Raw genomic sequence first — 19,273 nt, 5'->3', positions numbered from 1 at the left:
TTTATATAATTTTGTGTTTTAGTTTAGTATTTTCAAGTATATGGGCAGGAATAGCAATTACTAAAGCGGCTACAAATACAGAAATCATTCCAGCTGGTGGATAAATTGTAGCAGCTAATATAATACCGATGGTTTTGATACCAACATCAATTGTTAACCAGCGTTGTCGAAAAATAGATTTTAGTTTTAGTTTTTCATTGGTTTCAATTTTGGTTAGAGTATGGCTCATCCAAATATTAGAAATAGTGGTCAAGGTTGCAATAACCCCATACATTACTTGGGCAGTTTTGTTATCGAAATTTGCACTAACTATTTTAGTAGTATATGGAAAAAGCGATGCCCAAAAGAGCATTACAAGGTTTGCCCACAAAGTTGCACCAGATATTTTTTCTATATGTTGCCACTCATTATGAATGCCAATCCACATTGTTCCTAACCAAAAAAATGAAATTGCATAAGAAAAATAACTTTCACGTAAAGCCCAAATTCCGGACCAATTTAAAGTTTTAGGTTCTTGTAATTCCAGTACTAAAATAGTCATAATGATAGCTAAAATGGCATCGGTAAATGCAGTTGTTCTTTCTTTATTCATTAATCTATCCTTCCATTATTTAAATTTTCCATATTCATAATAACAGAAACTTCCATAAGTACAACTTATAATTAATCTTATGAATTTACGATTGGTTGGTTGAAATAGTAATTCTATAATTAAAAATAGAGAGGTAGAAAAATGACTAACGAACAGAAAATTATTGAATTATATCGTAAAGAAAATGAAGCAATGGTAAATAAAGATATTACTACTTTGAATGAAATTCTTGCTCCAACTATGGAGTTAACGCATATGACTGGATATGTTCAACCAAAGATGGAGTGGATTGATCAAATTCAAAATGAAGAAATGAAATACTATTCGTCTAAAGAAGATGTAATAGAAGACATTCAAATTAACGGCAACCAAGCCTCTTTAATTGGCAAAAATCAGGTAAAAGCAAGCATATGGGGTAGCAGTATCTCTACTTGGAGATTACAAATGAAGATGTATTTTGCAAGAGAAAATGGTAAATGGTTTATTATCAAGCAAGTTGCAAGTATTTATTAATAGTATGCCTTGAATGCATACTAGCATACTAAGTTAGCATTTTTAAATTAATAAGAGCGATACTATACTATAAACATAAGTTAATTACAGGAGGAAAAATGACTACACAAATTATTGGAATTGCAGTTTTGATAATTAGTTTAGTTGCTATGACACATCAGCCTGCAAGACAAACCGAAAGAATTAATCATAGACGTTAATAATTTGACAAAAGAAAGGAAATAGCAATGAAAGCAGCAATTTTTGTAGAACCAGGTAAAATGGATATTAAAGAAATGCCAAAGCCTAAGGTTGAAAAGCCAGGTCAAGCCGTAATTAGAATCTTAAGAGCTTGTGTTTGTGGAAGTGATCTTTGGTGGTATCGTGGAATTAGCAAGCGCGAAAGTGGCTCTTTAGTAGGTCATGAAGCAATTGGTATTGTTGAAGAAGTTGGTTCAGATGTAACTGTTGTTCATCCAGGCGATTTTGTAATTGCACCATTTACTCATGGTTGTGGTTATTGTGCCGCATGTCGGGCTGGTTTTGATGGAAGTTGTCTTAATCAACCAGCTGGTGGAAATGGAGGCTATCAAGGAGAATACTTATTATTTGAACAAGCTAATTGGGCTCTTATTAAAATTCCAGGTAAGCCAGAAGATTATTCTGATGAGCAATTAAACAACTTCTTAACTTTAGCAGATGTTATGGCTACTGGTTATCATGCAGCAGATAGTGCAGAAGTTAAGCCGGGTGACACTACTGTAGTTATTGGCGATGGTGCAGTTGGTCTTTGCGGGGTAATCGGAGCACGTCTGCGTGGGGCTTCAAGAATTATTTTAATGAGTCACCATGAAGATCGCGCAGAACTTGGTCGTGAATTTGGAGCTACTGATATTATCAGTGAACGAGGAGAAGAAGCTGTAGCCAAGGTTATGGAATTAACTAATGGTGCAGGGGCTGATAGCGTCCTTGAATGTGTTGGTGCAACAAGTAGTATTGAACAAGCAGGTAAAGTAGCTCGTCCAGGAGCTGTTATAGGTAGAGTTGGAGTCCCACAAACAGAACCATCATCAAATACACTATTTTGGAAAAATATTGGTCTTCGTGGAGGTATTGCCAGCGTAACTACTTATGATAAGAATTTGCTCTTAGATGAAGTATTAAAAGGTAATATTAACCCAGGTAAGGTATTTACTAAGCGTTTTGACTTAGATCATATTCAAGATGCTTATGAAGCAATGAGCAATCGTGAAGTTATCAAATCATTGATTATTGTAGCAGACAAATAGAGGCAAAAATGGCTAAAAAAATTTTAGTAGCTTATTATTCTTGGTCCGGCAGAACTAAGGAAGAAGCTCAAAAATTAGCAAGAGAAAATTCTGGAGATTTGCTTGAAATAAATGTACCAAAAAATACATTTTCAGATGATATGTATGAAACATTTGATATTTCTAAAAAGCAAGTTGCAGATGATGACTATCCAGAAATAGATGTAGGAAATATTGATTTTAATAAATATGATGAAATCATGGTTGGTAGCCCGGTATGGGGTGGGATGCCAGCTACGCCGATTCATACATTTTTACAACTTCTAAAATCAAACAATTATCCTGGATTAGTATCTTACTTTTATACAGATGCAGGAACTGTGGGCGATTTTGTTGGAGTGTTTAAAGATTGGGCAAAAAGTTTAGAGGTAGAAGATTAAATTAAATACTGGACGAAAGTCCAGTATTTTTTTATTTGTAGCATACTGAAGGCGTATACTAGCATAAAAAACAAGTAATTTTCTAATTTGCTTTTTCAAATTATACTTAAGTCAATAATTGAAAAATGAAAGGAAAAGAATGATGACAGAAGAAACTTTTAAACTTAATAACGATGTTGAAATTCCAGTAATGGGTCTTGGTACTTTTCAAATGACTCCAGATCAAGCTCAAAATGCAACTTTAGACGCATTAAAAGATGGATATCGTTTGATTGATACTGCTAATGGTTATATGAATGAAAAAGCTGTAGGTCGAGCAATTAAAGAAAGTGGTTTAACTCGAGAAAAAATTTTTATATCTTCAAAACTATGGCCAACTGTTTATGAAGATGAAAATGCAATTGATGATACTCTAAAGAGATTAGATATTGATTACATTGATTTACTTTTCTTACATCAACCTGCAGGTAATTGGAAGGAAGGCTATCGTCAAATAGAAAAGGCTTATAAAGAAGGCAAGGTTCGTGCTATAGGTATTTCTAATTTTGAAGGTGCAACGTTAGATGAGTTGCTTGATTTTGCTGAAATTAAACCTCAAGTTATTCAAACTGAAGCACATCCTTACTATACTGCTCAAAAAATCATGGCAACTTTAAAGCCTTATGGCACTCGCTTAATGGCATGGTACCCATTAGGACATGGAGATAGTTCATTGCTTAAGCAACCAATCTTTACTCAACTTGCGGAAAAATATAATAAGAGTAATGTTCAAATTATTTTACGCTGGCATATTCAAGCAGGTCATATTGTGATTCCGGGCTCGACTAATCCGTCTCACATTAAATCTAACTTAGATATTTTTGACTTTAAGCTAACTGATGAAGAAATGACTGAAATTGCAAAACTAGATACTGAAACTCGTTATTACAATCCTACTCCATCTTTAGTAGCAGGATATGCAAATATGAGAATGGATTTTAACTCTCAAAAATAAAAATATGGGAAACTTTGGGAACTTTTAGAGGTGAATTTATGGAGACAAGACTTTTAAGTAAAGATTTAAAGGTAACAGCTGTTGGTTTAGGTTGTATGGGCTTTTCTCATGGCTATGGTGCACCAACTGATGAACAAGAAGCTATAAAAGCAATTCGGGCTGCTTATGATATGGGATATAGATTTTTTGATACTGCAGAAATTTATACAGGAACGCATCCCGATGGCAGTATTAGTTATAATGAAGAGTTAGTTGGAAAAGCTTTAGCTGATGTGCGTGATGATGTTGTAATTGCAACTAAGTTTGGAATTGCTTCTCATGGTGATACATTAAAAGTAGATTCAAGCCCGGATACCATTCGAAAGTCTGTAGAAGGTTCACTTAAAAGACTGGGTACAAATCATATTGATTTATATTATCAGCATCGAATTGACCCAAGTGTTACTCCTGAAGCCGTAGCTCAAGTAATGCAAGAGTTAATTAACGAAGGTAAGATTACTCATTGGGGAATATCTGAAGCAAATGAAGATTATTTGCGCCGTGCAAATGCAGTTTGCAAAGTAACTGCAGTCCAAAATCGTTATTCGATGATGTACCGAGAATATGAAAAACTATTTCCAGTTCTAGAAGAATTAAATGTAGGCTTGGTAGCTTTTTCACCACTGGCAAATGGTTTATTAACGGGTAAAATGGCAAAAACTAAATTTGCTAAAGATGACTTACGGAATAAAATGCCACAATTTACTGAAGAAGCATATGAAAAAAATCAAGAATTAATTCATTTGCTTGAAGAAATTGCTAAACGTCACAAGGCAACTCCAGCGCAAATTTCACTTGCTTGGATGATTAATAAAAAGCCTTACATTGTTCCTATTCCTGGTAGTCGTCATTTGAATAGAATGAAAGATAATTTAGATGCTGCTAACATTAAAATGACTAAAGAGGAAGTTTCTCAAATTGATGCAATATTAGATGAAATTCCAATGTCTGATGTATTTGGCGGCACAAAAACTGAACATAAATAAAATGAAAGAGCTGAATTAAATCAGCTCTTTTTTAATAGTTTCACTATGCAAATGTTGCATACTGGTATGATTTATAAGTAATTTTCAAAGATAAATTAACCTTATATACTAATCATGTAAATTGAAAACAAGGAAAGGTAAAAACAATGACAGAAGAATATTTCACTTTAAACAATGATGTAAAAATTCCAAAGATGGGAATTGGTACTTTTAGAATGTCACCTAATCAAGCGCAAAAAGCAGTAGAGGATGCTCTTGAAGATGGCTATCACTTAGTAGATACAGCACAAGCATATAATAATGAACGAGGAGTAGCGCAAGCAATCAAGAACTCAAAAATTCTTCGTGAAGAATTATTTGTAAGTACTAAGCTCTGGCCATCAGTTTATAGTGACTCAAATGCAGTTGATGACGCATTGAAACGTTTAGGTGTAGATTATATTGACTTATTATTCTTACACCAACCATCTGGAGATTGGAAAAAGGCTTATAGAACTCTTGAAAAGGCATATAAAGAAGGTAAAATTCGTGCAATTGGAATTTCTAATTTTGAACGCAGTTCTGCAACATTGCAAGAAGTTCTAGATTTTGCTGAAATTAAACCTCAAGTTTTACAAGCAGAAGCACATCCATACTTCCCCCAAACTGAAGCAAGAGAAATTTTAAAACCATATGGAACACGTTTAATGGCATGGTATCCATTAGGTTCTGGAGATAGAAATTTAATTAATGAACCGATTTTTACTGAGCTTGCTAAAAAGTATAATAAGACTAATGCACAAATTATCTTGCGTTGGCATACACAAATGGGATTTATTGTAATACCAGGTTCCACTAATCCTGAACATATTCATGATAATCATGATATCTATGATTTTGAATTAACTAAAGAAGAAATGGCAGAAATTGCAAAAATTAATAAAAATCGCCGTTACTATTAATCATAAACTAAAAAAGAAGTTGGTCATATTTAATGATCAACCTCTTTTTTAGTTATTAGGCCAATTTTTTATTATTTCTTTTAAAAATGGCTGAACAATTGAACGTTGATTTTTTAGATAAGTACCAAAAAGCTCAATTACATTATTTTCGTCCTTAATTGGGATAGAAATACGATTATCATCATCACGTTCATGAATATTGCTGGCAAGTGTTACATTTGATCTAAAAGTTGGAAAATTAGAATAGTGGGTTAACTCATCCAAGGCATTAATATCTTCTTGGTAAAGAAACTTAGCGTTAGGGATGTTATCTTCGATTACCTTCTTCCATGGACCAATATCATTAACTACTAAAAAGCTTAAGCCGGCTAAATCTGCAAACGTTACACTCTTTTTTGTAGCTAAGGGATTAAATGGGTCAATTCTAACATAAAGCTGTTCAGTACCAACAAACATTGATTCTATAGCTTCATTTTCAATTTCTTCTCCAGTAAAAATTAAGCGTTCTTTAAAGTTGATAAGATCAGAAATAACATCATTTTCTTTGACTAACTGATTATTAAAGGTAAGTTTTTGTTTAAATTTGTCTTGGTGAGCTTGAGTCCAAATAAGTGGACCGGGAGCAGTAGAACCAATATGGATATAATTTTGCATTTTATCAAAGTTAATAATTTTTTCTGTAAAATCATTTTCAGCTTGAAGGAGCTTCTTAGCTTCTTTAGCAGCTAACTTTCCAGTTTCATTAAGTGAAATACGATTAACAGTTCTATCAAATAGTGTTACGCCAAGTTCTTGTTCTAGTCGTTTCATTCCTCGTGTAACGCTTGGCTGAGTAATCATTAAATGTTCTGCCGTTGCGCTTAATGTTCCATATTCATTAAAAGCAACTAGTTCCTCTAAGAGTTCTAAATCAATCATATTCATCCTCTTTTCATAGTATGCATTATAAGTATAGTACCACAATTTTTTATTTTGCTTTAGTCCAAATAGAAATAATTTCTTTTAGTAGGGGTTGAATATTTTTACGCTGTTTTTTAAGGTAAGATCCATAAAATATTAAAGAACTATTTTTACCAATTACTGGGATAATAATTTTATTGTCATTATCTCGATTAGGAATGTGACTATTTAAAGTTAAATTAGATCTAAAAGTAGGAAAAGACGAATTGTGAGTTATTTCATCTAAGGCTGCAACATTTGTCTGATATAAAAATGTGGCATTAGGAATATTTTGAGATAAAACTTTGCGCCAAGGACCAATTTCATTTGCGACTAAAAAACTATTACCAGTTAAAGTTTTTAAAGTTACGGAATTATAAGATGCTAATGGGTCATTAGGACTGAGTTTTACATAAAGATGTTCAATTCCCAAATACATTGATTCAATAAGCTTAGTATTTATTTCTTGAGTAGTTACAATTAAGCGTTCTTTATAGTTAGTCAAAGCAGAAATAGTATTAGTTTCTTTGATGAGTTGATTAGTGAAACTAAGAGATTTATTAAATATTTTTCTATTTTGTTTTAACCATATTAAAGGACCTGGGGCAGTAGAACCAATATGAATATTGGCTTTTGTTTTAGAAAAATTAATTACTTTTTCAGTGAAGTTATTTTCTGCTTCTACTATTTTTTTAGCTTCTTTAGCAGCAAGTTTTCCAGTTTCATTAAGTGTTATTTTGTTGACTTGGCGATTAAACAATTTGACACCTAATTCTTGTTCTAGTTGTTTCATTCCCCGCGTAACGCTTGGCTGAGTGATCATTAAATGTTCTGCCGTTGCGCTTAATGTTCCATATTCATTAAAAGCAACTAATTCCTCTAAGAGTTCTAAATCAATCATAATTCGTCCTCTTTTCTACTATACACTATAAGTATAGTAGCATACTAAAGCGGCAATTTTATTTTATTTGACTTGCCTTTATACTAGAAAATGTCAAGAGATGAAAGAAAACTAATTAAACAAAATAATTTATGGAGGAAAAATTAATGGATTACATTAAATTAAATGATGGAAAACAAATGCCGATGTTAGGCTTTGGTGTATTCCAAGTGCCAGATTTAAAACAAGCTGAACAAGCAGTTACTGATGCAATTGATGTAGGTTACCGTTTATTCGATACTGCAGCTGCTTATGCCAACGAAGAAGCAGTCGGTAAAGCTATCAATAGAAGTGGAATTGATCGTGATGAATTCTTTGTAACTTCTAAGCTTTGGGTAAGTGATTTTACTTATGAAAAAGCAAAAAAGGGAATTGATGATTCACTTCAAAAGTTAAATATGGATTATATGGATCTTTATTTGCTTCACCAACCTTATGGAGATACTGCTGGTGCTTGGAGAGCTTTAGAAGAAGCACAACAAGCAGGTAAAATTAAGTCAATTGGTGTTTCAAACTTTTATCCCGATCAATTGAAGAATTTGGAATTAATGTCAAATGTAAAACCAGCTGTTAACCAAATTGAAGTTTCTCCATGGTATCAACAAACTAACGATGTAAAATTTAATCAAAGCGAAGATATTGCAGTAGAAGCATGGGCACCATTTGCGGAAGGTAAGCACAACATCTTCACTAATGAAACAATTGCAGAAATTGGTGAAAAATACGGTAAGAGTAATGGACAAGTTATTTTGCGCTGGTTGTTGCAACGAGGAATTGTAGTAATTCCTAAGTCAGTTCATAAAACTCGAATGGCTGAAAACTTTGATGTTTTTGACTTTGAACTCAACAATGAAGATATGAAAAAAATAGCCAGTCTTGACATGAATGAAAGTCAATTCTTTGATCACCGTGATCCAAGTGCAATTGAAAGTATCTTTGGTTCAAGTTTAAGAAGTTTGCGTTAAAGTTTAATGTAAGGAGTGAAAATTGATGAAAAAATCTAAAAAATTTTTATCAGGATTTGTAGCAGCTGCTGCTCTTTTAATTGGGGGTAGTCTAGTAAATAAGACTACTGTAAGTGCTGCTAAAACTCCAATTGTTAAAAAAGTTAAAAAGACACCTACTAAAAAGAATAGTTTAATTCTTTACTTTTCATTGACCAATACAACTAAAACAGCCGCAAATCAAATTCATAAAGCTACTGGAGCTAAAGAAATTAGATTACAGCCTAAAGTTGCTTATGGTGATTATGATTCTGCAGCTAGAAGGGGTGATAATGAAAGAAGAAATGATATCCATCCAGCTTTAGCAACTAAACTGCCTAGCTTGAAAAAGTATAAGACCATTTACTTAGGCTTTCCAACTTGGTGGCAAAGACCACCAATGTTAATTAGTACTTTGTTTGATACTTATTCTTTTAAGGGTAAAACAATTGTACCTTTTACTACTTCAATGGAGACTCCAATGAATGCTTCAATGCCTTATGTACAAAAAATGGCTAGAAAGGATAAGGCAAAAGAAGTAGTGAATGGTTATCGCTATAATGGTAATAACAAAGCAATTAGAAATTGGCTTAAGAGAGCTAATTTGATCAAGAAGTAATTTTAGGAAGGAAAAATAATTATGACAAAAGTTTCAATTATTGGGGCAAATGGCCAAATTGCTCGTTTAGTAGAAGATAGAGTTTTAAATGAAAATTCAGATGTAGAATTGACACTTTTTTTGAGAAAAGCATCTAGATTAGCAAACTTGAAAGATAATCCTCGTGTTACTTTGATTGATGGGGATGCAAATAACCAAGATGATTTGCGTAAGGCCATTAAGGGTCAAGATATTGTCTTTGTGGCTTTTGTAGATCATGGTGCAGGTGCCAAGCTTACACAAGATGTAATTAAGATTATGGATGAAGAAGGAGTCAAGCGTTTAATTTCATCAAATATCCTAGGAATTTATGATGAAGTTCCAGAACCATTTGGCTCATATAATCGTGAAGTTTGCTTTGGCGGTGTAGTTCGTCCAGATAATCCAATGGTATTGTCAGATAAGTATATTGAAGAAAGTGATCTTGATTACACTGTACTTCGTTTAGCATGGCTTAATGATCGTGATGATACTAATTACACTATTACTCAAAAAGGTGAACAATATATCGGAGTATCTGTTTCTAGAAAGAGTGTTGCCGATGTAGTTGTAAGTATTATCAATGATCCTTCAAAATACAGTGATGAAAGTATTGGCTTTGCTGATCCCGCAACAGAAGGTGCAAGTCGTCCCGTATATTAGAAAAAGACTTATAATTTGAGCAAACAATCTAAAAGCTACTATTATTATAGAAAAAACAAAATATTATAGAAAAAACAAAAAATTCTCACTTATATTCCAAAATTTATATTCCTTATAACAAAACACGTAAAAATACGCCCTAAAGAAATTTCTTTAGGGCGCGTTTTTGTATGGTACAATTAAGTAAATATATTTTTTGGAGTTGAAAATTGTGCTAATAAAATCGCACCGCTTATGCAGTATTGCTATTGTGGAAGCAGGATTAATTGTAACTAATGTTTATTTAAAAAGTCCTGTTTCTGATGTTCTTCTTTTGCTTGCAACAGGTGTAGGGGCAGGGTTGCCTGATATTGATCATTACAATAGTACAGTAAGTCGAAAATCTCCTATAAATTTTAGCCTTTTTTTACGTCATCGTGGAATTACTCATACGCTTTTAGGATGGTTAATATTTACTGGGGTTTTATATTTTTTGATGAATTTAGTCCTTCCGATTCAGCTACGACCATTTAAATTTGACCCTTGGAATAGTGTATGGTTAGGTTTAATAATGGGATATTTTTTACATTTATTAGAAGATAGTTTTAGCACACAAGGAGTTAATTGGTTGATGCCATTTCATAAGGCAAATACAAGAGGGCGTTTTTTTAGATATAAAGTTGGAGGAAGCTTTGAAAAGATGCTGGCTTTTATCGCTTTTGTGCTCATTTTAGCAATGACGGCTTATGCGTTAGGAAACATTTTAGTGCTTAATATATAAAAAGAGATTCAATTATGATGCCTTTCATCATATTGAATCTCTTTTTATTATTTGTGAATCAAGACCATGACTTGTCGTGCAATTGGTTGAGCAATTAATGCTTCAATAGCTAAGGCTATTCCAAAGTTACGTGGCCAAATTTGTCCAAATTGGTGAATTGTATGCATAGGGATGGATCTTTGTCCAATCCAACTTCCTACAATCGTCATAATTGCAGAAATAATTAAAACATTACAGATAGTATTAATTATTATTTGAGAATTAAAACTATCGTTTTTATCAGTGATTTTTTGTTGAAAGTAGGTAGCAGGTTTTTCTGCAATCAAAACACTAATAATGACTGCTACCCAGATGATTGGCAATATAGTTAAAGTATTTCGGTAATTACTCCAACTAAAACCAATTTCGCACATTGAAATAACCGGACCAATAATATTTACTGAAATCAATGAGACAACTAGCATGAATAGAATCTTTTCTTTAGTGTTTTTAGGTAATTTTAAATAAAATTCCAATTTGTACCTCCAAAAACAAAAAAACAGTTCAGGCAAAAACAATGAGAGTTTTGCTGAACCGTTATACGCGAAAACTTTTTAACTTATCAATTACTAGTTTAGCATAAAAAATTGACGCGCATAAGTAAAATATTATGCATAAAATATGTTATCGCTTACAAAACGGAGTATACTAGACATATATGAGATAGTTTGGAGGCTTTTTATGAAATTTTTAAAAAAACTTATATTGCTTATGGGTTTAATCTTGGTAGTAGGAATTTTTGCAGGATGTTCTAATAATACGAAAAGCAGCTCAACTTCAACCAGCTCTTCCAGTAAAACTGTGAAAAATAAAACTTTAATTGTTTACTTTTCATTAAGTGGTAAAACAAAAAAAGCTGCTCAATATATTCAAAAGCAAACCGGTGCAGATATTGTAGAAATAAGAGCAGCTAAGCCTTATGGTGATTATGCTAGTGCTGTTAAACGTGCTAAATATGAACAAAAGAATAATATTAAACCTAAGATTGCAAATAAAATTCAAGGCTTCAATGAATATGGAACTGTTTTAATAGGTTATCCTACTTGGAACAAGCGTCCACCAATGATTATTTATAGTTTATTCAATGATTATAATTTTAAGGATAAAAATGTAGTCCCATTTACAACAAGTGGAAAAGACACGATTGAGACTTCTGAGCAATATGTTCGCAGACTTGCAGAAGATAGTGGTGCAGATTTTGCTAATGGTATTCGCTACACAGGCAATAATAACAAGCAAGTTATTAATTGGCTTAAGAAGTTAGGCTTATATTGTGAGAAAAACAGTAAAAAGTAATAAATAAAATTATGTAAAATAAAAGCAGCATCTTATATGATGTTGCTTTTTTGTTTATACTAATATATTTAAATCATGTATCAAAAATTTAAGGGCGGATGCTGAAACTTCTTTAGCTAATAATACGGGTACGGCGTTTCCGATTTGTTTATATTGTTCATTCAATTTATTATTTTTAGAAACATTTTCCTTTTTACCATCTGAAAACTCAAACCAATCTGGGAATGTTTGAATTCTTGCAGCTTCTCTTACTGAAATGCGTCTGTTAAAATTGCCTTGAAATTCCCATTTATCTTTTGAAACTTTTTTCATTGGGGCACCTCCTGGATACTGGGGAGCTTGGCGACCAGATGCTTGAATAGTAAAGGATACATCATTCCAAGATTTTTTTCTGTTTCGTGACATATACATAGAACTATAATTACTATCAAACACGTCGTCAGGATTTTCTGGTAAATCTCCAATAGCATCTTTTAATGTTACTAGTGGTTTTTCTAAAGTATCAGTAATGGGCAAAGGATATTCATATTTATATTTTTTATGAATATCATTTCGAACGCCAACTATAAATACTCGCTCTCTACTTTGAGGTACATTGAAATTTTTAGCGTTTAATAATTGAACTGTAACATAATAGCCTGCAGCCGAAAAATCTTCTTTTATTTGTTGTAAAACTTGTCCGTGAGCCATAGTCATAAGTCCCTTAACATTTTCGGCAATGAAAATCTTTGGTTTAGAATCCATTAATGCACGTATATAATGAATATATAAAAAATTGCGAGGATCATCTAATAGTCGAGGTCCGGCAGCACTAAAACCAGGACAAGGAAAACCGCCAAGCATCAGATCACTTTTTGGAAAATGCGTAACTTTTCTAATGTCTCTTGTATCTTGAATACCATTGATAGGTAGGTTTTGTTTATAACTCAAATTTGCTGCTTTAAAATTATCATTACTGTAGACAGTATTAATAATTTTTTTGCTTAACTCAATAAATTTATTTTTATCTTTATAAGCTATATTGAAGGTGTCTTTTCCAAAAAATTGTTCAATTGCAGATAATTCTGTTCCTAAATCTAGCCCTCCAGCACCGCTAAATAAAGATAAAATATTTAATTTGTTTGAATTATAAATTGCTTTCGAAAATATTTTCTTTTCGAAAGCTGAACTTTCAGTAGTTTGATTTTTTTTAACTTTAATTTTTTCTTCTTCAATTTTTTTATTGAGAATAGAGGATACTTCTAAACTACTTAATGATAATGAAGAAATAAATGGCTTATTTAGTGACATAAAAAACTCCTTTTCATATTTTATAGAATATCACATAAATTTTAACTTGGCCAGTATTATAATTAATGACAAAATAAAATAATAAGTTAACTAAGGAGAATTATTTTATGCGAGCTAAGACGAATGTAATAATTGCTTTAAAAAATATATTGGATCATAATTCTACACGTTTAACTCCAATTTATAAATCTAATGGATCAGTTAATGCAACTGGAGATAATTTGGAGTTTTTTGTTAAGGATATGTTTTGTAAAGAAGCCATGCAGTATTCTTATGAAGATCAAAAACAAAAAGAATATATGAAATACTTATCTTGGACTGGTGATTCATCACATTTTCCCGATTTAATCGTTCAAGGTGGAGTAGGAGTTGAATCTAAAAAATTAAATAATGACAGCAAATCCACTATTGCACTAAATAGTTCATATCCTAAAGACTATATAACAAGATATACTCAAAATTATCCTTTAAATTCACTTTATTTTGAACCTGATGTAGATAACCTAAATAAAAAACCTGTGATTTATGCTATCGGCAATTTAAACACTAATAAAAAGGATTATTTAGATAATCAATTAATTAGTTTATGGTTTGTATATGGAAATACAATAGTTCCTAATAGTAATTACTATAAAAATATAATTAAAGGAATCAGAGATTCTATTAAAAATGTTAATTCTAATATAAAAATTGAAGATAGCAAGGAGTTAGCTAGAGTAAAAGGTGTTGATAAATTGAGCAGGACTAATATGCGAGTAAGAGGAATGTATGAACTTGAACACCCTGCTAAAATTTTTGAATCTTATGTAAAAAGTTTTAAAGTTCCTAAAGGAAAAAGCAAAATTTTTGTAGTTATTCTTCAATCAGATTTAGATGAAATTAAGAGAGATATGGAAGATAAATGGGATATTTTATCTAATGAGTTAAATATATAAAGAAAATGGAAACTTAATTGAAGAAGAAATTCAAATTCCAGATCCGAATGAACCTGATAAGAAATTATCAGCAGTAATATTTAAAGCTTATACAAATTAAAGTTATTCCACACAAACATAAGTTTCCATCTTATTAATTAAAAGTGACATTTTAAGTAAATCGATGCATTTCTTTTCATATAAAAGTCTACATATCCTACAATCATATAAGCTATTCTGAAACATAATTTTAAAATTTGTAATATACGAAACGTGGTATAGTAGATTGTGTAATAAGAAGATAACAATGCGGAGGAATTACATGCAAATTAGAAATAAGAAGTTAATCGGTGCACTGGCCTGTGCAAGTGCGTTAGCAACGGCTACTGTTATTTCAGTAAAACCTAATGCACCACAATCTGTGTCAGTTAAGGCAGCGCGTACTTCTGTTGCAGCCCGTTCATATGGTGTAGATGTAGCAAGTTATCAAAGTACTAACTTGTCTAGTGTAGCCCAAGCTGGTTCACAGTTCGCTATTGTAAAGGTGAGTGAAGGTACAGGCTACCGCAATCCTAAAGCAAGTCAACAAATTTCAAGTGCAATTGCAACTAATATGATGCCAATGGCATATCACTTTGCTACTTTTGGTGCTAATAGTGCTGCAGCTGCTGCAGAAGGTAATTATGCTGTAGCTAGTGCTAAAGCACTTGGTCTTCCAAGTGGTTCATATATTGCTTGTGACTGGGAAACTGGTCAAGGCAATAATGTTAACGGTGGAAAAAATGCAAGTGCTACTGCAATCTTAGCATTCATGGATAAAGTTAAAGCAGCTGGTTACCAGCCACTTCTTTATTCTGGTGCATATTTAATGAATAATAACATCAATGCAAGTATGGTAACTGCAAAGTATCCAAATTCTCTGTGGGTAGCAAGTTATGCATCTGCTGGTAGAATTGATACTGCTAACTTTAATTATTTCCCATCAATGGATGGTGTCGCTATTTGGCAGTTTACTGATAATTGGCGTGGATTGAGTGTAGATGGTAATATTAGTTTGCTTCCATTATCATATGCAAGCGCAAATGCTACAACTGATACTACTGCTGAGAGTAACTCAAGCACTAATAATTCAAATTCATCTAATGATGATCAAAAACAACCATCTAGTCAAGCTCCAACACCAACAGAGGCTATTGTAGAACAAGCTAAAGAAGATGCAAATAAGACAACATCAGCAAGTTCTGAAGTTAAGACTACTAAAACTGTAATGCACAAAGCTTACGTTTATGATAAAGACGGTAACCATGGTAGTGAAGCTATCGGTGCCTACAATCAAGTTACAGTTTTAGGTGGTGTAGTTGTAATTAATGGTCGTGAATACTACAAGATTGGTGAAAACCGTTACGTTGTTTTGAATAATATTGATGGTAAAAAGCGAGTTTTGAAACATAATGCCTATGTTTACAATAATAAGGGACGTCGAGTTTATGTAGGAACTCTTCGTCGTGGAGCTACACTTTCAACTTATGGTGGTTCAATGAGAATCAACGGTAAGAAGTATTACAGAATCAATAAAAATCGTTACGTTAAGGTAGCAAATTTTAGCTAATAATTTTAATGCACTTTTCTCAATGAGAAAGGTGCATTTTTTAATGTAAATTTTTTGTTAAGTGTTAGTATAGATAAAAAGATTCTATAAAGAATTTAAAATGAATAAAGGAGAATAAAAAATGACAGAGAACAATGCAACTAATGTAGACCCAAACTCTAAATATGACACGGCTATTTTTGCTGGGGGATGCTTTTGGTGTATGGTTGAACCTTTTGATAGTTTGCCAGGAATTAAGAAAGTGATTTCTGGCTATACTGGCGGTCATGTTTCTAATCCTACTTATCAAGAAGTATGTTCGGAAACTACAGGTCACACTGAAGCTGTAAAAATTATATATGATCCAAGTGTAATGCCATATAAAAAATTATTAGATTATTATTGGCAAGTAACTGATCCTACAGATGCAATGGGACAATTTCAAGATCGTGGAGATCAATATCGCCCAGTTATTTATTATAATTCTGAAAAACAAAAAGAAGCTGCCGAAGAATCAAAGAAAGCATTACAAAATAGTGGTAAGTTTGATAAACCAATTGTTACTAAAATAGAACCAGCTGAACCATTTTATCCTGCCGAAGAATATCATCAAGACTTTTATAAAAAAGATCCATTAAGATATGCCATTGAGGAGGCTGGAGGTCGGTCAGCTTTTATTAAAAAACATTGGCAAAAGTAATTAATTTATATTGGTTCACTCTTCAAGTTTTGTTAAACTGAGTATGTAAGAATAGTTTTGGAGAAGGGCTAAAAATAAACATGGACAATATAGATAAGTTCAACAGAAGGTATAATTTCCTTTCGAAATTATCAGCAGCGTTCTTTTATTCGGTAGCTGTAGCAGTTGCCTTGAATTTCTTCTGGACACCGGGGCATATGTATTCATCTGGAATTACAGGTTTTGCTCAGTTGATAAACTCAATGAGTGAACGTTTTATGCCATTTACTTTGTCGACATCTTTAATGTATTTTGCATTAAATGTTCCGCTATTTATTTTGGGCTGGTTTAAAATCGGTCGAAAATTCACATTTTTTACAATTGTGGCGGTTGTTTTAGGATCAGTAATGATGAAAGTTATTACTCCTTTAACTGTTAACTGGGATCCACTTCTTTGTGCAATTTTCGGGGGAACTATCAATGGAATTGGTACAGGATTTGCCCTAAAAAATGGTATTTCTACAGGTGGATTAGATATTATCGGTATCGTAATTCGTCAAAAAACTGGTATGAATTATGGTAAGTTTAATATTATTGTTAACTTGGTTATTATTGCTGCAGCCGGTTTTGTTTTTGGTTGGACAAGAGCTTTATACTCTGCGCTTACTATTTTTATAAATGGTCGCGTTATTGATGCAGTGTATACCCAGCATAAAAAGATGCAAGTCATGATTATTACAGAGCATCCTCATAATATTATTAAAGGTATTCAAGAAAAAATGCATCGTGGAATTACAATTCTTCATGATGCAGAAGGTGCATATGGTCATACTGAAAAAACCGTATTGATTACAATTATTGATAGATATGATATGTATGATATTCGGCAAATCGTAGCTAAGGCTGATCCATATGCGTTCATGAGTGTATGCGAAGTTGAAAAAGTATATGGACGTTTTAAAGAACAGGAAATTGTATAGGTATATAAAAAAGAGCTATTATAGAAATAGCTCTTTTTTATATTGAAAATTATTTATTAACATGTTTTTCAATCATGCTGACTGGATTCAACCAAGTACCAACGTTTCTGTACCAGTTATTACATGGAAATCCTTGAGTATTAATATATTTTTTAGTAGTTTTAGTTAAACCTAAGTGAAGGTGGGTACCAGTTAACTTACCAATTTTTTGACCAGTTTTAACTTTTTGACCAGCTTTAACGCTAATGTCTTTTCTAGAATTAAATCCTTCTTGATAAATTTCTACATATCCATCATCGCTGATAACCCATGCATACCAGCCAAGACCGGCACCATAGCGTACTTCTTTAACTGTACCTGGGTGAATTGCTTTAACTGTTGAATTTTTACCAACTTCAGAAACACCAAAGTCCCATCCATCATGAAAGTAGCTTAATGGATTAAGAGAACGAGCATAATTAGTCATACCAAAGGTTTGTGAGTTATACATTGGGCGAACGCCCTTTTTCTTTTGAACTGCGAATGGGTAACCCCAGGTATTTTTAACTTTTTTGGTATCTGTGATAGTTGTAGTGTTCTTTTCACTATTAGTGCTACTGATAACATCTTGAGTAGTGATATCTGCAGCGTGAACTGTTTTAGTAAAACCAATAAAATTTCCAGCTAAAATTGCAATAGTACTAATTGTAATTAATTTATGTTTCTTCATTTAACTATTTACCAATGTGGTAAAAATATTCACTCCTTTTTATTTAACGTGAATATTATAGCGCGTCAGTATTACATAGCCGTTACAATTGCATAAAAAAACAAGGCATAAGCCTTGTAAAGTTAGTTAGTCTTCAATACCCAAATGGTCCATAATAAGAGCAGCCGTTTCTTCAATTGAGCGATGAGCTACATTAATAACATAGCAACCTAATTTATCATAGAGCTTCTTAGCAGAGGCAAGTTCTTCATTGATAGAATCCATATTAGAATAAGTAGTATCAGGATTGAGCCCATAGGCTATCATTCTTTGACGTCTTATTTCATTAAGAACAGATGGATCATTAGTTAATCCAATAATTTTCTTAGGATTGATTTCATAAATTTCTTTTGGAATATGAGTTTGAGGAACTAATGGTAAATTAGCAACTTTTAAGTTTTTGTTAGCAAGGAATAAGGACAAAGGAGTCTTAGAAGTTCTAGAAACACCTAGAAGTACAACATCTGCTTCCAAAAAACCTTTTGGATCTTTACCATCATCATACATTACTGCAAATTCCATGGCTGAAATTCGATCAAAGTACTTTTGGTTCATCTTGTGCTGAGCACCGATTTTCTCAACAGGTTTCATATGAGTAGTTAACTGAAGAGCCTCAACAGCAGGTGAGAGGATATCTACACTTTGAATATTATGTTCGCGTGAGAACTTAAGAACAGGCATCTGTAGTTCATCACTAACCAAACTATAGATAATAACTAAGTTGGGATATTTCTCAATTTCTTCAAAAACGCTATCCAATTTTTCTTTATTAATAATAAAAGGATAGCGACGGTAATTAATTTGTGCTTCTGGAAATTGTGCTGCAGCTGCTGTAGCACAATTAAAAGCAGTATCACCTGCAGAGTCTGAAATGATAATGATATTTACTTCCATTTTTTCTTTATTTGTTACGTTTTCTGGCATAAACTTGCACCTCTTTCTAAGTAAGATTATACCTAAAAAGGTCTAGTTTTGAAATCGCTTTATATATTTTTTGAGACTTATTTAATATTCGCAAAAAAATATCAAAAAAGTTGCAAGTTTCTATTGACCAAAAAAGATGGT

22 protein-coding genes are annotated in these 19,273 nt (G+C 32.4%); 15 read left to right on the top strand and 7 right to left on the bottom strand.

Annotated elements, in window-relative coordinates:
* Position 1 precedes the first annotated feature (1 nt).
* Complete coding sequence (locus FOD82_RS04820) at positions 2-592, bottom strand: TMEM175 family protein (RefSeq protein WP_144355349.1); 591 nt, start codon at positions 590-592, stop codon at positions 2-4.
* Positions 593-733: 141 nt separating this feature from the next.
* On the opposite strand from FOD82_RS04820, the gene FOD82_RS04815 reads away from it, so the two are divergent.
* The 6 genes from FOD82_RS04815 to FOD82_RS04790 all read left to right on the top strand — a co-directional run bounded on the left by FOD82_RS04815 (position 734) and on the right by FOD82_RS04790 (position 5,752).
* On the top strand, positions 734-1,105 hold the full coding sequence (locus tag FOD82_RS04815) for a nuclear transport factor 2 family protein (protein WP_144355348.1): 372 nt from the start codon (positions 734-736) through the stop codon (positions 1,103-1,105).
* Positions 1,106-1,332: 227 nt separating this feature from the next.
* Positions 1,333-2,373, top strand: a complete 1,041-nt coding sequence (locus FOD82_RS04810; protein WP_144355347.1) for a zinc-dependent alcohol dehydrogenase family protein — start codon at positions 1,333-1,335, stop codon at positions 2,371-2,373.
* A gap of 8 nt (positions 2,374-2,381) precedes the next feature.
* Positions 2,382-2,792, top strand: a complete 411-nt coding sequence (locus FOD82_RS04805; protein WP_144355346.1) for a flavodoxin — start codon at positions 2,382-2,384, stop codon at positions 2,790-2,792.
* A 142-nt stretch (positions 2,793-2,934) separates the two neighbouring features.
* The gene (locus tag FOD82_RS04800; RefSeq protein WP_144356021.1) at positions 2,935-3,786 is read left to right on the top strand and encodes an aldo/keto reductase; all 852 of its coding nucleotides are present in this window, start codon (positions 2,935-2,937) and stop codon (positions 3,784-3,786) included.
* Positions 3,787-3,824: 38 nt separating this feature from the next.
* Entirely contained in the window at positions 3,825-4,811 is a 987-nt protein-coding gene (locus FOD82_RS04795; protein ID WP_144355345.1) for an aldo/keto reductase, read from the top strand.
* A gap of 146 nt (positions 4,812-4,957) precedes the next feature.
* On the top strand, positions 4,958-5,752 hold the full coding sequence (locus FOD82_RS04790; RefSeq protein WP_144355344.1) for an aldo/keto reductase: 795 nt from the start codon (positions 4,958-4,960) through the stop codon (positions 5,750-5,752).
* Between the two features lie 48 nt (positions 5,753-5,800).
* On the opposite strand, the gene FOD82_RS04785 is transcribed toward FOD82_RS04790, so the two are convergent.
* A complete protein-coding gene (locus tag FOD82_RS04785) occupies positions 5,801-6,670 on the bottom strand; it encodes a LysR family transcriptional regulator (protein WP_144355343.1) in 870 nt (289 codons plus the stop codon).
* A gap of 49 nt (positions 6,671-6,719) precedes the next feature.
* Positions 6,720-7,592 (bottom strand): LysR family transcriptional regulator, encoded by an 873-nt coding sequence (locus FOD82_RS04780; protein ID WP_242450197.1) that lies wholly within the window; start codon positions 7,590-7,592, stop codon positions 6,720-6,722.
* Positions 7,593-7,738: 146 nt separating this feature from the next.
* On the opposite strand from FOD82_RS04780, the gene FOD82_RS04775 reads away from it, so the two are divergent.
* The 4 genes from FOD82_RS04775 to FOD82_RS04760 all read left to right on the top strand — a co-directional run bounded on the left by FOD82_RS04775 (position 7,739) and on the right by FOD82_RS04760 (position 10,674).
* On the top strand, positions 7,739-8,596 hold the full coding sequence (locus FOD82_RS04775) for an aldo/keto reductase (RefSeq protein WP_144355342.1): 858 nt from the start codon (positions 7,739-7,741) through the stop codon (positions 8,594-8,596).
* Positions 8,597-8,621: 25 nt separating this feature from the next.
* Positions 8,622-9,233 (top strand): flavodoxin, encoded by a 612-nt coding sequence (locus tag FOD82_RS04770; RefSeq protein WP_144355341.1) that lies wholly within the window; start codon positions 8,622-8,624, stop codon positions 9,231-9,233.
* A 21-nt stretch (positions 9,234-9,254) separates the two neighbouring features.
* On the top strand, positions 9,255-9,914 hold the full coding sequence (locus FOD82_RS04765; protein ID WP_144355340.1) for an NAD(P)H-binding protein: 660 nt from the start codon (positions 9,255-9,257) through the stop codon (positions 9,912-9,914).
* A 211-nt stretch (positions 9,915-10,125) separates the two neighbouring features.
* Entirely contained in the window at positions 10,126-10,674 is a 549-nt protein-coding gene (locus tag FOD82_RS04760; RefSeq protein WP_144355339.1) for a metal-dependent hydrolase, read from the top strand.
* Positions 10,675-10,721: 47 nt separating this feature from the next.
* Here FOD82_RS04760 and FOD82_RS04755 read toward each other — a convergent pair whose 3' ends face one another.
* Positions 10,722-11,189 carry a hypothetical protein gene (locus FOD82_RS04755; RefSeq protein WP_186277712.1) on the bottom strand — a complete coding sequence of 156 codons (468 nt, stop codon included), beginning with the start codon at positions 11,187-11,189 and terminating at the stop codon, positions 10,722-10,724.
* 205 nt (positions 11,190-11,394) lie between these two features.
* Here FOD82_RS04755 and FOD82_RS04750 point away from each other — a divergent pair, with 205 nt between their 5' ends.
* Entirely contained in the window at positions 11,395-12,009 is a 615-nt protein-coding gene (locus FOD82_RS04750) for a flavodoxin (RefSeq protein ID WP_144355338.1), read from the top strand.
* Positions 12,010-12,063: 54 nt separating this feature from the next.
* On the opposite strand, the gene FOD82_RS04745 is transcribed toward FOD82_RS04750, so the two are convergent.
* Positions 12,064-13,299: a DNA cytosine methyltransferase gene (locus tag FOD82_RS04745; protein ID WP_144355337.1), complete on the bottom strand. Its 1,236-nt coding sequence runs from the start codon at positions 13,297-13,299 to the stop codon at positions 12,064-12,066.
* A 107-nt stretch (positions 13,300-13,406) separates the two neighbouring features.
* On the opposite strand from FOD82_RS04745, the gene FOD82_RS04740 reads away from it, so the two are divergent.
* The 4 genes from FOD82_RS04740 to FOD82_RS04725 all read left to right on the top strand — a co-directional run bounded on the left by FOD82_RS04740 (position 13,407) and on the right by FOD82_RS04725 (position 17,460).
* On the top strand, positions 13,407-14,234 hold the full coding sequence (locus tag FOD82_RS04740; protein ID WP_144355336.1) for an NgoPII family restriction endonuclease: 828 nt from the start codon (positions 13,407-13,409) through the stop codon (positions 14,232-14,234).
* Between the two features lie 301 nt (positions 14,235-14,535).
* Entirely contained in the window at positions 14,536-15,822 is a 1,287-nt protein-coding gene (locus tag FOD82_RS04735; RefSeq protein WP_144355335.1) for a GH25 family lysozyme, read from the top strand.
* A 121-nt stretch (positions 15,823-15,943) separates the two neighbouring features.
* Positions 15,944-16,501, top strand: coding sequence for a peptide-methionine (S)-S-oxide reductase MsrA (gene msrA / locus FOD82_RS04730; protein WP_144355334.1), 558 nt, complete (start codon positions 15,944-15,946; stop codon positions 16,499-16,501).
* Positions 16,502-16,581: 80 nt separating this feature from the next.
* Positions 16,582-17,460: a YitT family protein gene (locus FOD82_RS04725; RefSeq protein ID WP_144355333.1), complete on the top strand. Its 879-nt coding sequence runs from the start codon at positions 16,582-16,584 to the stop codon at positions 17,458-17,460.
* Positions 17,461-17,509: 49 nt separating this feature from the next.
* Here FOD82_RS04725 and FOD82_RS04720 read toward each other — a convergent pair whose 3' ends face one another.
* A complete protein-coding gene (locus FOD82_RS04720) occupies positions 17,510-18,169 on the bottom strand; it encodes a M23 family metallopeptidase (RefSeq protein WP_144355332.1) in 660 nt (219 codons plus the stop codon).
* Positions 18,170-18,295: 126 nt separating this feature from the next.
* Positions 18,296-19,132, bottom strand: a complete 837-nt coding sequence (locus tag FOD82_RS04715) for a pyruvate, water dikinase regulatory protein (RefSeq protein WP_144355331.1) — start codon at positions 19,130-19,132, stop codon at positions 18,296-18,298.
* Positions 19,133-19,273: the final 141 nt, after the last annotated feature.

This window comes from Lactobacillus sp. LL6, from assembly GCF_007570935.1.
In the GTDB taxonomy this organism is placed as follows: domain Bacteria; phylum Bacillota; class Bacilli; order Lactobacillales; family Lactobacillaceae; genus Lactobacillus.
This window is presented reverse-complemented; position numbering and strand designations above follow the sequence as displayed.

Excerpts from the sequence above, each read along its gene's own strand:
- FOD82_RS04820 (WP_144355349.1), bottom strand. The coding sequence starts at position 592 with ATGAATAAAGAAAGAACAACTGCATTTACCGATGCCATTTTAGCTATC.
- FOD82_RS04815 (WP_144355348.1), top strand. The coding sequence starts at position 734 with ATGACTAACGAACAGAAAATTATTGAATTATATCGTAAAGAAAATGAA.
- FOD82_RS04810 (WP_144355347.1), top strand. The coding sequence starts at position 1,333 with ATGAAAGCAGCAATTTTTGTAGAACCAGGTAAAATGGATATTAAAGAA.
- FOD82_RS04805 (WP_144355346.1), top strand. The coding sequence starts at position 2,382 with ATGGCTAAAAAAATTTTAGTAGCTTATTATTCTTGGTCCGGCAGAACT.
- FOD82_RS04800 (WP_144356021.1), top strand. The coding sequence starts at position 2,935 with ATGACAGAAGAAACTTTTAAACTTAATAACGATGTTGAAATTCCAGTA.
- FOD82_RS04795 (WP_144355345.1), top strand. The coding sequence starts at position 3,825 with ATGGAGACAAGACTTTTAAGTAAAGATTTAAAGGTAACAGCTGTTGGT.
- FOD82_RS04790 (WP_144355344.1), top strand. The coding sequence starts at position 4,958 with ATGACAGAAGAATATTTCACTTTAAACAATGATGTAAAAATTCCAAAG.
- FOD82_RS04785 (WP_144355343.1), bottom strand. The coding sequence starts at position 6,670 with ATGATTGATTTAGAACTCTTAGAGGAACTAGTTGCTTTTAATGAATAT.
- FOD82_RS04780 (WP_242450197.1), bottom strand. The coding sequence starts at position 7,592 with ATGATTGATTTAGAACTCTTAGAGGAATTAGTTGCTTTTAATGAATAT.
- FOD82_RS04775 (WP_144355342.1), top strand. The coding sequence starts at position 7,739 with ATGGATTACATTAAATTAAATGATGGAAAACAAATGCCGATGTTAGGC.
- FOD82_RS04770 (WP_144355341.1), top strand. The coding sequence starts at position 8,622 with ATGAAAAAATCTAAAAAATTTTTATCAGGATTTGTAGCAGCTGCTGCT.
- FOD82_RS04765 (WP_144355340.1), top strand. The coding sequence starts at position 9,255 with ATGACAAAAGTTTCAATTATTGGGGCAAATGGCCAAATTGCTCGTTTA.
- FOD82_RS04750 (WP_144355338.1), top strand. The coding sequence starts at position 11,395 with ATGAAATTTTTAAAAAAACTTATATTGCTTATGGGTTTAATCTTGGTA.
- FOD82_RS04745 (WP_144355337.1), bottom strand. The coding sequence starts at position 13,299 with ATGTCACTAAATAAGCCATTTATTTCTTCATTATCATTAAGTAGTTTA.
- FOD82_RS04740 (WP_144355336.1), top strand. The coding sequence starts at position 13,407 with ATGCGAGCTAAGACGAATGTAATAATTGCTTTAAAAAATATATTGGAT.
- FOD82_RS04735 (WP_144355335.1), top strand. The coding sequence starts at position 14,536 with ATGCAAATTAGAAATAAGAAGTTAATCGGTGCACTGGCCTGTGCAAGT.
- msrA (WP_144355334.1), top strand. The coding sequence starts at position 15,944 with ATGACAGAGAACAATGCAACTAATGTAGACCCAAACTCTAAATATGAC.
- FOD82_RS04725 (WP_144355333.1), top strand. The coding sequence starts at position 16,582 with ATGGACAATATAGATAAGTTCAACAGAAGGTATAATTTCCTTTCGAAA.
- FOD82_RS04720 (WP_144355332.1), bottom strand. The coding sequence starts at position 18,169 with ATGAAGAAACATAAATTAATTACAATTAGTACTATTGCAATTTTAGCT.
- FOD82_RS04715 (WP_144355331.1), bottom strand. The coding sequence starts at position 19,132 with ATGCCAGAAAACGTAACAAATAAAGAAAAAATGGAAGTAAATATCATT.